This window comes from Robertmurraya sp. FSL R5-0851 (assembly GCF_038002965.1).
Lineage (GTDB): Bacteria > Bacillota > Bacilli > Bacillales > Cytobacillaceae > Robertmurraya_A > Robertmurraya_A beringensis.
This window is the reverse complement of record NZ_JBBOOE010000001.1, coordinates 3,369,773-3,382,129: the sequence shown is the minus strand read 5'-3', so window position 1 is coordinate 3,382,129 and position 12,357 is coordinate 3,369,773. Positions and strand designations below refer to the sequence as shown.

Below are 12,357 nucleotides of genomic sequence, written 5' to 3'. Positions count from 1 at the left end.
AAATGGAACCAAAAGCAAAAAAAATCATATGGATATTATGGCTATCAATTGTTCCAATTGGGTTTTATTTAGCATATTCCTTTTTCCCACCATTTATAAGTGGGGTAGATTTTGATTTATTTGCCTTTTTTTTGTTAATCTCTTTCGTTGCATCCGTTCCGATGGTCGTAAATAATACGCCTATTTTTCTTATTCAATGGGTTTCATTGGCGGTGTTTTTAACTTTTGGTTTATTTTATGAAATGATTCTTGTGCAATTGGGGATCATTGTCCTATTAATTAAACTTCGTGTTACCAAACAGCAATTATATCGCTTTCCCCTTAATTCACTTATGTTTTTTGTTTGTTCGGTTCTCAGTGGAATGATTTATTATGCATTAGGTGGCGTACACGGCCTTACTTTGGTAGAGAATCCGAAGCTTTTACTGATAGCAATCATTTACGCTGTCGTAAATTATGCTCTCAATCAGTTGATTCTATCTGGTATTAGATATGCCTTGTTTAAGCAAAAACAGCAGTACTTTGGTAAGGATTTTATTTGGGAGACGATTACATCTATTCTTACTTTGCCTATAGGGCTCGTTCTCTACACGTTATATATCGAGGTTGGCGTTGTGGCTCTACTATTTGTTGGAGTGCCGTTTGCTAGTCTTTCAATCATATTAAACCTCTACTACTCCACTGAAAAGGTGAATAGTTATCTCCAAAAAGCGGCTGAGATTGGGCATGAGCTTGCGGAAAGACTTGATGTGGATGGGGTGCTGAAACTTTTTTTACAAAAATTAAAGACCCTTCTTCCAGTGGATGAAGCATATGTGTTGGATAAAGAGAATGGTCAATTGCATATTATTCGGATGGAAAGTAATCATGGTGAATTCCGAACCTTCGAAACCATGAAACCTTTAAAAAAAGAGGAAGGAATTGGTGGGAAGGTTTGGGCAGATAAAAATGCCCTTATTTTCTCGAGCAGCAAAGAATGGAAACCTATATCAAAGGAACCTTTATCCTCTGATATGGAAAGTGTACTTTGCGTTCCGATTGTTAAAAGCAACGAAGTAGTTGGGGTTTTATTGCTAGCTTCATCTGAAAAAAGGGCATACGAAAAGTCCCAGCTTATGATTCTTGAAATTTTATGCTCTTACTTAGCTGTAGCTGTGGAGAATGCGAGACATTATGAGAAGACAAAAGAAATAAGTGAGCGATGCGCACTTACCAATCTATACAACTATCGATACTTAGATAATGAGCTGCAAGCAGAGTACAAGAAGTTGATGGCTGCTGAAAGGAAGAAAATCTCTCTCATTTTATTAGATATCGACCATTTTAAGTCAGTAAACGACACATATGGTCACCAAAGTGGAAATGAAATATTAAGAGAATTAGCTACTCGATTAGAGAATTTGGTTGGAAAAAAGGGAACAGTTGCGAGATATGGTGGAGAGGAATTTACAATTCTATTACCTGATGTTGATAAGCAAGAGGCATTCAAGCTAGCTGAGATTGTACGATTAACCATTGCTAATTGGCCATTTACCCTCGAACAACATATTTCGGAGAATAATAAAAAATTGCTAGTAAACATTACAGCATCTATTGGAGTAGCTACATCCCCAGATGATGCAGACGATCCTCAATCATTAATACGACACGCGGACCGTGCGTTATATGTAGGAGCAAAGCGCGCGGGGAGAAATAGAGTAGCTCAATACGTAAAATAAAATAGAAATTACAAAAATAACCAAGAAATTTGGCGAAATCATTCCATGACAAGACGACAAAAGTCTTGTTATTTTTTTTGTACTCTATGATAGGATGAAACAAGCACTCATCTTCGAAGGAGGCAAATGTAGTGGAAAACCAGAAAAAAAATACTATCACGATAAAAATTGATGGTAAATCAAGAACGTATCAAGAGAATAAGCAGAAATCAAAACCAGAAAAAATGACTTCTAGTAAAACTTTTGTCGAAGATGATGGTCGAAAACTAGAATTCGATAGACGGCCAGTAGAAAAGCCAAGTATTAAGGAACCGAATTATGAAGAAGTAGCAGCGGCTTCTGCTGAAAAGGATGAGGAAGACTTTGACTGGATCCTACCAGACACAAGTGAGGAACCAGAACTAGAGGAGTACAAGATTGCTAGCTATACAAGCAAACCAACTAAGGGAAAGAGCGTGATCAAATCCCTTAAGAAAAATAAAAATAATCTCTCTCCTTCTATTTTCTTTGCCCTCTTTTTTGCCGTTATCATAGGGATGAGCTTTGGATTTATCCTCTTGAGACTTGTCATTACTGACCAGACCCTTGGAGGACAAGAAGTAGTTACGACGGTTCCCCCTACTGAACAACAAAGCGAACAGGCGAATGTAGTCAGTTATACATTACCGGTTGTTTCTACTTTTGTTGTCCAAGAAAGTGCTTATTCTTCAGTTGAAGCAGCAAATGAAGGCAAGAAAGTTCTAGATCAAAAAGGAATTCCCACATCAGTCGTGACAACTGATAGAAGTTATCTTCTAGTTGGCATTAGTGTTACGAAGGAAAGTGGTAAAGCAATTGGTGAGCGTTTAACGGAAAAAGGCATTGATATTTATGCAAAAGAAATACAAGTCGGTGGCATTCAACTAAACGAGATCACCAGTATGGAGCAAAAGCTACTTGAGCAGGCATCACAATTATATGCACCACTAGTGACAATTAGTACAAGTCTTACGCTGGAACAAACCATTCCTGAAGAAGCTTCAACCAATGTCACACAAATGAAAGTCGAGTGGGATAAGATTAATAATAAGGATCTTAAAAGTGAAAGAATGATTCAGATCAAAGAAGAATTAGACAAAGCTATTACTATTGCTTTAAACCCATCAAAAGAAAAGAGCACGGAGCTTCAGGAGCATTTATTAAGCTTTTTGTCCTTATACCAATCAGAAAAATAAAAATATCGACATTTTCGGATATTTTCCGGGAAATGGCGAGAAAATAGCAGAGTCTTGTCAATCCATTGACAAGCTCTGTTTTTTTATATTTTTTTAGAAAAAATGTCCATTTAAAAAATGACTGACTTCCTATTTTTTGTTACGATATAAAGGTATCTCCCCAATGATCCAAATTAAAAGGTAAGGTGATCTTATGCAAAACCTCATTTTAGCCTCTTCCTCTCCTCGACGAAAGGAACTGTTATCCATTCTTCAAATCCCGTTTGAGGTAAAAGCAAGTGATGTGGATGAAACCTTTCATTCCGAACTTGCACCACATGAAGTAGTAATTAATTTAGCAGACCGTAAGGCAAAGCATGTGTCAAAAAATCATTCTTCATCAATTGTCATTGGTGCAGACACGATTGTTGTTGCAGATGGTGAAGTTTTAGGAAAGCCTAAAACTCCAACCGAAGCTTTTGAGATGTTAAGGAAATTATCTGGAACCACACATTCTGTTTATACAGGAGTAGCGATTGTATCAGCTGCTCGTACCACGACTTTTTATGAACAGACTGATGTAACATTCTGGGAGTTATCTGACGAAGAAATTCACTCCTATATAAGTACTGGAGAACCGTTCGATAAGGCAGGTAGCTACGGTATACAGGGATTCGGTAGCACATTAGTGAAACGAATTGCAGGTGATTATTTTACGGTCGTAGGATTACCGGTAGCACGCCTTGTCCGCGAATTAAAACCTTTTAGGTGATGAAGGTTCGACGTCGACCTCCCATAAAATATTAGGAGGTACGAAATGCGAACAGAAACACTAATGATTAAGGATTATCCCCATGAAGAACGTCCCCGGGAGCGCTTTGTTCAAAGTGGTCCTGAAAGCCTTTCAAACCATGAACTACTTGCTCTTCTTTTGAGAACGGGAACAAAAGAAGAGTCCGTTCTTCAATTGGCTAATCGATTATTAAATCATTTTGAAGGACTTAGGCTCCTAAAAGAAGCAACCTTAGATGAAATGACCCAGATAAAGGGGATAGGTATGGCAAAAGCTGTTCAAGTACTTGCTGCCGTAGAAATAGGGAGGCGAATAACAAACTTGAATTATGATGATCGGTATGTCATTCGTTCACCTGAGGATGGTGCTAAGTATGTGATGCAGGATATGAGATTCCTTAGTCAAGAACATTTTGTTTGTCTCTATCTTAATACCAAAAATCAAGTCCTCCACAAAAAAACTGTCTTTATTGGGAGCTTAAATGCTTCCATCGTTCATCCTCGCGAGGTGTACAAGGAAGCATTAAAACGTTCAGCGGCTTCTGTAATTTGTGCACATAATCACCCATCAGGAGTGCGCCTGTAAGGTGCCGCATAATAGCATTCTAAAAGAATTAGAACTCCTTACATGGTTCTATGGTCAGCATCTTACCTGAAAGGGAAACCTGTAAAGGGAAAAAAGCATGATGTGAAAAGGGAAAGAGACGATTAGCTATCATATCGAGTCAGTTTCTCAGACCAAGTGGTGTATGGTAAAGGCTAGACTGCTTGAATCCTAGACGGAGGAGCGAAGGGTACGCCGTTACTTATGATAGCTAAAAGGTAACGAGGACAATATCGGAGAAGTTCTCCTGACTTTTTATGATTGTAAGGATTGTCCTTCTATACTCAGGTAAAGAGTAAAACGTCAAAAGGGGTACCTAACCATCACGCTCTATTATGCTGCATAATTCAGGGATTGCCTAAGTGCAACTAAGGTTGTATAAGGTAACGGAGTCACCATATTACTCAACGTTTGCCTGTAATGGGCTTAGCAAGGGGAAGGGTGACAGGCTACTATTCGTCCATTGAAAGGTGTCATGAACATGGCAATTAATCCATTTCAACAATTAGACGTTTTGAAAAAGGCTTTACAAAAAGGGAAACAAATTACTGATTGCTATCGTCTTATGTATAAGAGTGATTTATGGATAAAGGCTCATAAACAATTATATGATTTGAAAACTTTAAATGAAGTTCATATACAAGAAGTGGATGAAATCATTTTAAAACTTAAAAAGGGAACGTTTCGATTCGAAAATCATAGGGATAGGTTGCAGCCTCCCTCTTATAGAGAGTTAATGGTCCTCGAGGTGATTAAGGTCATTCTTACAACCATATTTAAAGAAACTCACCTTAATAAGGATGTTCTGAATCAATCTCTCAAAGAGGTAAAAAGAAATTGGAATGACCAAACCTGGTTGATTTATGGGGGTATAAATCAAAAGAAGACTTCTGTTTGGTACCATCTACTCCTGAAAAATATTGAAAATAAGGTGAGTGACCGACGTTTCTTACTCCTCCTTCATCATGCAATATTCTCCGGGATAATCGATAAAACTACTTCAAATAAAGGTGCAACTCTCATATCAATTCTTTACTCTATTTATTTTCAAGAAGTGGATTTATTTTTGAGGTTGAAGTTGAATAAAGGAAAAAAGGCAAATACTAGCATAGGAACGTTCAAGTATATACAAGAGGTTGACCATTTCTTGATGACATTTAAGGGATCTAAAGACGAAGCAGTTCATGCTTTTAATGAGATTCAACTATTTTTCAGCTCAAAACTTTTATACGCAAACAAAGAATATTCCCTTTACCTTTCCAATCTTGAGAAACCGGTTTTAGTATGTGGTTATGAGATGAAAAGGTGTAAACAGACTAACACTCTTCTTTTCAAAATACCTGACGTTACACTAAAGAGACTGTCCAAAAAATATGGAGAGATTGAAGCCTTTCTTCCTATGCCTCGCCCAGGATTGATCAACCTCTCTGAACGAAAAATCATGCGGGTCTACCATGCCGAATTAAGCAAGTTCGTTTTGGATTATCGAGGAGCAAATAATTGGCATGACTTTTCGAAACTATTCTCATTAGCTAGAGGCAGTTATATTAGGACAATAGCAATGAAAAGAAAGTGCTCCATTAACAAAGTTAGTCTTGAAATGAAATCATATAAACAAGGAGATCTTTGTATAAAAGTGAAAGCAGAAGGAGAAGTAGAAAGTTTATATCCATTTATTAAATTATCTGAGTTTTCCTTTTTGAGATATTAAGCCTTGTAGCTGGCGAGCCGTATACGCTAAAAGGTGTACGTACGGTTCTGCGGGAGGAGAGAAGAAACCGTAGCTACTTGGATGGCGCTTTTCTCCTACCCTACGATCCTACTCCTAGCAAGGAGGATATTGAGGTTACGAAAAGACTAGCGGAATGTGGAAAAATATTAGGTATTGAGATTCTTGATCATTTAATTATTGGGGAAAATAAATTTGTTAGTTTAAAGGAAAAAGGCTATTTATGACACTATGAATTTATTTGACGATGCGATATAATAAGCTTTATGATTTTTTTGCAATGAAATTACTAAGATGAATTCATAATAAATAGTTTTGACTAGAAAAAGTGAAATTCCATATTGGACAAACCATTAGACGGATGACTTTATTCGTACGATTTGGATGAGAAAGGGAGATACTTCATGTTTGGAATAGGAACAAGAGATCTTGGAATTGATTTAGGAACAGCAAATACGCTTGTGTATGTAAAGGGAAAAGGGATTGTTGTAAGAGAACCTTCTGTTGTTGCACTACAAACAGATACAAAACATATTGTAGCTGTAGGGAACGATGCGAAAAATATGATTGGTCGAACACCTGGTAATGTGGTAGCTCTTAGACCAATGAAAGACGGAGTTATTGCTGATTATGAAACAACTGCAACGATGATGAAATATTACATAAATTCGGCAAACAAAAGCAAGGGCTTCTTTTCAGGCAAACCTTATGTAATGGTATGTGTACCATCAGGGATAACGGCTGTTGAACAAAGAGCAGTAATAGATGCAACTCGTCAAGCGGGTGCTAGGGATGCATACCCAATAGAAGAACCATTTGCTGCTGCAATCGGAGCGAATCTTCCTGTATGGGAGCCTACTGGCAGCATGGTTGTCGATATCGGCGGAGGGACAACTGAAGTGGCCATTATCTCATTAGGGGGCATCGTGACAAGTCAGTCCATTCGCATTGCTGGGGATGAGATGGATGATGCCATTATTAATTATATTCGAAAAACGTACAATCTTTTGATCGGTGATCGTACAGCAGAAACGATTAAAGTGGAAATTGGAAGTGCGGGTGACCCAGAAGGAATTGAAAATATGGAAATACGCGGTCGTGATTTGTTAACGGGACTACCGAAAACGATTGAAATTAGAGCAGAGGAAATCTCGAAGGCGCTTCATGATACAGTATATGCAATCGTCGATGCAGTTAAGCTGACATTGGAAAAAACTCCACCAGAGCTTGCTGCAGATATTATGGATCGTGGGATTGTCCTTACAGGTGGAGGTGCGCTCCTTCGCAATTTAGACCGAGTAATTAGTGAAGAAACAAATATGCCAGTCCTCATTGCTGAAAACCCACTAGATTGTGTGGCAATAGGTACAGGAAAAGCTCTAGATCATATTCATCTTTTTAAAAATAAAGCTTCAGAAACACGATAAGCAATCTAACCTTCCCTCACTCCTTAAGGAGTGAGGGAATACCCCTGTGTGGGAATATTTTCACTTGAGGTGTAAGAAATGCCACAATTTTTATCAAATAAACGCCTTATCATTTTATTAGTTAGCATCATCATTCTCGTGGCATTAATCGGTTTTTCTATAAGAGAGCGAGAGAAGTTAACATGGCCTGAACAATTTATTAAAGATACGACAGGATGGGTACAATCAGCCTTTTCGCGTCCTACCAATTATGTAGCAGGTTTCTTTGAGAATGTAAGAGATTTGCAAAATACATATGAAGAGAACAAGGAATTAAAAGCTCGATTAGACGAGTTAGTGCAACTTGAGGTAGATGTTCAAACGCTAGCAAAAGAGAATAAAGAACTACGCGAGATTCTTGATAATAAGGAAGATTTAAGTGCGTTTGATCCTGTCCAAGCAATCGTTGTTGGTAGAAACCCTGAAAGATGGCATGAACTACTTGTTATTAATAAGGGGAAACAAGACGGTATCCAACAAAATATGGCGGTTATTACTGCAAATGGGCTAATTGGAAAAGTAAAAAGCACGAGTCAGTTCACTTCGACCATTCAGCTATTAAGTGCAAATGATCCAACCAATCGAATTTCTGCAAAAATTATAGGTGAAACAGAAACATACGGGACTATTGAAGGTTATGATGAGGAAAGGAAGCTCCTAAAACTAAAGAGACTACCGTATGATGCAAAAATAGAGAAAGACCAAATTGTTACTACTTCAGGACTAGGAGGAGTATTTCCACAAAACTTGCCAGTTGGAAAAGTAGTTGAAGTCGTTCCAGATGAATTTGGTTTAAATCAAACTGCTTACGTGGAGCCAGGTGCTGACTTTTATGATATCCGTCATGTTATGGTTGTCACTGTGAAAACACAAGCACCTGACTTAAGTGATATTACTAGCGAAGAGGAGGAGGAATTGTGAAAAAACTCCTTCTTCCTATTTTTGTGTTATTTTTTTTCATACTAGAGAGTCTGTTTGTTGAACTTTTTTCTCCGCAGCTTTTTAATAGTGATCGCATCATCGTCCCTCATTTTCTTTTAGTAGTTCTTTTGTTTTTAACCGTTTACGGTGGAAAGAAACAAGGGATTCTGTATGCGGCTATTTTTGGGCTGCTCTTTGATATTGTTTATACAGAAGTAATTGGGATTTATTTCTTTTTGTACCCACTTATTGCTTATTTTGTTTCAAAGACGATGCAGCTTATACATAATCATCTCGTTGTAGTTTCATTAACATCTATGGTGGGAATTATCCTACTAGAGCTTGGTGTGTATGAGTTAAACTATTTATTAAAAGTAACCGAAATGGCATTTCAAACTTTCTTACAGGAGAGGCTTTATCCGACCTTAATACTAAATTTAGTGTTTACGATTTTGGTTTCCTTTCCTCTTAAACGACAGTTTGATAAGTATGCAGAGGAACTTAGAAATGAATAAAAAATCAGTTCTATTTAAAAAGGATTTCTGGGGCTTAAGGTCGAAATAATATAAAGATATATGTCAGTTTATTTCGTTGAGCTTTTATACTTAGGTTTTTTTACATCGAGGGATGCTTTTCTATTGAGGTGACCAACTTATCATGAAGAAGACACAAAATGTGCTAATTAAAGGAACAAAGGATGGATTAACGTTACACTTAGATGATCTTTGCTCCTATGAAGAATTAAAAAAGGAATTAGATTCCAAATTAACCGAAAATTCTTTAGCTAACAAGGATCGACCTTTAATATCCGTACGAGTTCAAGTAGGTAACCGATACTTGACAGAAGAACAGCAAGAAGAAATTAAAAATTTAATACGCCAAAAAAAGAATTTAGTTGTTGAATTAATTCAATCAAATGTAATGACAAGGGAAGAGGCTGATCTAGCAATAGCGGCAAATGAGATCATCCCAGTAGCGAGAGTTATTCGGTCAGGTCAAGTACTAGAAACACCAGGTGATTTGCTTTTGGTGGGAGATGTAAATCCTGGTGGAACGGTTCGAGCCGGTGGGAATATCTTTATTATAGGAGCATTAAAGGGAATTGCTCACGCAGGATGCTTTGGAAATTCAAAGGCAGTCGTTGTTGCCTCAGTAATGAATCCTTCACAAATTAGAATAAGTCATTGCATTAACCGTGCTCCTGATTATGGAACAGACAAGGAGAGACGGGAGATGGAATGTGCCTATATTGATGAAAATGATCAAATTGTTATTGATAGATTGCAAGTATTATCTCAGCTAAGACCAAACTTAACGAAGCTGAAAGGGGGACGCTAAAATGGGACAAGCCATTGTTGTAACTTCAGGAAAAGGTGGAGTAGGGAAAACGACTACTTCTGCAAATATTGGTACTGCACTAGCCTTACAAGGGAAGCGTGTCTGCCTTGTTGATACAGATATTGGATTGAGAAACTTAGACGTTGTGATGGGACTTGAAAACCGAATTATTTACGATTTAGTTGACGTCGTGGAAGGTCGCTGTAAGATTCATCAAGCGTTAGTTAAAGATAAGAGATTTGATGATCTACTTTACCTGCTTCCAGCAGCACAAACTAGTGATAAAACGGCAGTTCAGCCTGAACAAATGAAAACATTGATTAACAATTTGAAGCAGGACTATGATTATATTATTATTGACTGTCCGGCGGGAATTGAGCAAGGTTACAAAAATGCAGTTGCAGGTGCGGATAAAGCTATTGTTGTAACTACACCTGAGGTTTCAGCTGTTCGGGATGCGGACAGAATCATCGGACTACTGGAAAAGGAAGAAAATGTGGAGGCGCCAAAGCTCGTGATTAATCGTATACGCAGCCATATGATGAAAAATGGAGATATGCTTGATGTAGACGAAATCACCGCACACCTATCTATTGATTTAATTGGAATAGTGGCAGATGATGACGAAGTGATTAAAGCGTCTAATCATGGTGAACCAATCGCACTTAATCCTAATTCAAAAGCATCAATTGCTTATCGAAATATTGCACGCCGAATACTAGGCGAATCCATACCTCTCCAACAGCTTGATGATAGTGATAAGGGTGTATTTACTAAAATTAAAAAGTTTTTTGGTGTTAAGTAAAACCGAGATTTTTCTCGGTTTTTATTTTTGGTTTCTTTGTCCTTGTAATTGAATTGTCTTGTCATAGGTTTGTCCTTTTGCACATAAACTTGTACAAAACGTAAAAAGGATTGGTGGGGAAACCATGAGGGCTAGACCGGATGAGATTCGTAAACGTATTGCAAAGCGAAAAAGGGAAAGGGACAGGCTTACACAGACCGTGGCTCATTCAAGACTGTTGCTGCCAGAAACGGAAGAAACACACGGATATGATCGGATTCCCACATATGAAAGTGGGAAAGAAGAAGAGCTTCATCCACTTTTTAAAAAGGAAGTATTTATCTTTAAAATATTAGCGTCAACTATTTTGGTGTTCTTAATCGCGATTATTTTTAGAAACAATGACGCTAGATTTGAGAGTGTTAGAGAATTTGTATCGATAAACATGGAGAAGGATTTTCAATTTACGACAGTAGCAAACTGGTACGAAGAGCAGTTTGGAAAGCCTCTTGCACTCTTACCGTTTACAAATAAAGAATCGGAAGAAGTGCAAGAGGAATCACAGCCATATGCCCTACCGGCATCAGGGAAGATTCTAGAGGAATTTGGCGAAGACGGACAAAAGGTAACCATTGAAACACCTAAAGGTGCAGCCGTTTCCGCGATGAGTGGTGGAATGGTTGAATTTGCCGGTGTAAAAGAGGGATTCGGTAAGACGGTTATTGTTCAGCACGGTGATAAGAGTGAGACTTGGTATGGGAATCTTGATGACATTTCGGTTAATCTTTATGAATATATCGAGAAAGGGAAAGAAATTGGAACAGCCAGGGATAGTGGGGATGGAGAAAAAGGTTCCTTTTACTTTGCCTTAAAAGAAGGTAATGAATTTATAGACCCTTTCCAGGTGATTCAGGTTGAATAAAATAATGGAGCTTTTTTCAAAAATTTATATTCATCCACTTTTGTGGGTAGTTGTGGCTTTGTCTGTAGTGACAGGTCATTTTTATGAACTTCTTCTCCTCTTAATCATTATCTTTACACATGAGTTAGGCCATGGGGTAGCTGCTTCCTATTTTTCATGGAGAATTAAAAAAATCACGTTGCTTCCATTCGGTGGGGTTGCAGAGATGGATGAACACGGAAACAGACCGCTTAGAGAAGAAGCGATCGTTGTATTGTCTGGACCTGTACAACATATATGGCTTGTTGCTGTTGCTTATTTACTTCATCAAGTGGGATTTGTAAATGACCATTTGTTCTCCATGTTTCTACAGTATAATCTGATGATATTTTTATTTAATTTACTACCTATATGGCCATTAGACGGTGGGAAGTTCGTTTTTTTATGGCTTTCTATCAAGAAGCCATTTCCAAAGGCATTTAAACAAACACTTCTTCTTTCTTTCATTGCTTTAGGATTATTTAGTGCGGTCATTTTAGTGACAGAGCCTTTAAATCTTAATGTTTGGATTATCATCTCGTTTCTTTTGTTTTCATTGTATTATGAATGGAAGCAAAGAAGGTATGTGTTTGTTCGATTTCTACTGGAACGCTATTACGGGAAAAAGGACACGTTTGGAACACTCATTCCATTAAACGTGGAAGAGGACGAGTTGGTTATTCATGTACTTGAAAGATTTCAAAGAGGCTGTAAGCATCCGATTATCATTGAGAATGATGCACAGGAGAAAAGATTGTTAGATGAAAACGAAGTGTTACATGCTTACTTTGCTGATAAACTTTTGATGGCAAGAATGAAGGATTTGCTTTATCAATATTGAACTATGATAATAAAGGTGATGTTTTGATAAA

The 12,357-nt window shown here is 37.7% G+C and carries 11 protein-coding genes and 2 pseudogenes; all 13 read left to right on the top strand.

Annotation, left to right across the window (positions count from 1 at the left end):
• Nucleotides 1-2 precede the first annotated feature (2 nt).
• The 13 genes and pseudogenes from MKX65_RS17475 to MKX65_RS17415 all read left to right on the top strand — a co-directional run bounded on the left by MKX65_RS17475 (nucleotide 3) and on the right by MKX65_RS17415 (nucleotide 12,326).
• The gene (locus MKX65_RS17475) at nucleotides 3-1,718 is read left to right on the top strand and encodes a sensor domain-containing diguanylate cyclase (protein WP_340904778.1); all 1,716 of its coding nucleotides are present in this window, start codon (nucleotides 3-5) and stop codon (nucleotides 1,716-1,718) included.
• Nucleotides 1,719-1,849: 131 nt separating this feature from the next.
• Nucleotides 1,850-2,932 (top strand): hypothetical protein, encoded by a 1,083-nt coding sequence (locus tag MKX65_RS17470; RefSeq protein ID WP_340904777.1) that lies wholly within the window; start codon nucleotides 1,850-1,852, stop codon nucleotides 2,930-2,932.
• Between the two features lie 193 nt (nucleotides 2,933-3,125).
• Nucleotides 3,126-3,683 carry a Maf family protein gene (locus MKX65_RS17465; RefSeq protein ID WP_340904775.1) on the top strand — a complete coding sequence of 186 codons (558 nt, stop codon included), beginning with the start codon at nucleotides 3,126-3,128 and terminating at the stop codon, nucleotides 3,681-3,683.
• A gap of 45 nt (nucleotides 3,684-3,728) precedes the next feature.
• Nucleotides 3,729-4,277: pseudogene (gene radC, locus MKX65_RS17460) on the top strand (RadC family protein); the annotation flags it as partial.
• A gap of 511 nt (nucleotides 4,278-4,788) precedes the next feature.
• Entirely contained in the window at nucleotides 4,789-6,018 is a 1,230-nt protein-coding gene (locus tag MKX65_RS17455; protein WP_340904774.1) for a hypothetical protein, read from the top strand.
• A 104-nt stretch (nucleotides 6,019-6,122) separates the two neighbouring features.
• Nucleotides 6,123-6,263 (top strand): annotated as a pseudogene (locus MKX65_RS17450) (JAB domain-containing protein); the annotation flags it as partial.
• Between the two features lie 177 nt (nucleotides 6,264-6,440).
• Complete coding sequence (locus MKX65_RS17445; protein ID WP_160547628.1) at nucleotides 6,441-7,463, top strand: rod shape-determining protein; 1,023 nt, start codon at nucleotides 6,441-6,443, stop codon at nucleotides 7,461-7,463.
• Nucleotides 7,464-7,541: 78 nt separating this feature from the next.
• Nucleotides 7,542-8,423, top strand: coding sequence for a rod shape-determining protein MreC (mreC, locus tag MKX65_RS17440; RefSeq protein WP_160547629.1), 882 nt, complete (start codon nucleotides 7,542-7,544; stop codon nucleotides 8,421-8,423).
• Entirely contained in the window at nucleotides 8,420-8,938 is a 519-nt protein-coding gene (mreD, locus tag MKX65_RS17435; protein ID WP_340904771.1) for a rod shape-determining protein MreD, read from the top strand. The genes mreC and mreD overlap by 4 nt, the downstream gene beginning before the upstream one ends.
• A gap of 142 nt (nucleotides 8,939-9,080) precedes the next feature.
• Nucleotides 9,081-9,761 (top strand): septum site-determining protein MinC, encoded by a 681-nt coding sequence (minC, locus tag MKX65_RS17430; RefSeq protein WP_160547630.1) that lies wholly within the window; start codon nucleotides 9,081-9,083, stop codon nucleotides 9,759-9,761.
• A gap of 1 nt (nucleotide 9,762) precedes the next feature.
• Nucleotides 9,763-10,566 carry a septum site-determining protein MinD gene (gene minD, locus MKX65_RS17425; protein WP_119709270.1) on the top strand — a complete coding sequence of 268 codons (804 nt, stop codon included), beginning with the start codon at nucleotides 9,763-9,765 and terminating at the stop codon, nucleotides 10,564-10,566.
• 124 nt (nucleotides 10,567-10,690) lie between these two features.
• Nucleotides 10,691-11,467, top strand: a complete 777-nt coding sequence (locus MKX65_RS17420) for a M23 family metallopeptidase (RefSeq protein WP_340904770.1) — start codon at nucleotides 10,691-10,693, stop codon at nucleotides 11,465-11,467.
• Entirely contained in the window at nucleotides 11,460-12,326 is an 867-nt protein-coding gene (locus tag MKX65_RS17415) for a M50 family metallopeptidase (RefSeq protein WP_340904769.1), read from the top strand. Before MKX65_RS17420 ends, MKX65_RS17415 begins: the two co-directional genes overlap by 8 nt.
• The last annotated feature ends 31 nt before the right edge of the window (nucleotides 12,327-12,357 follow it).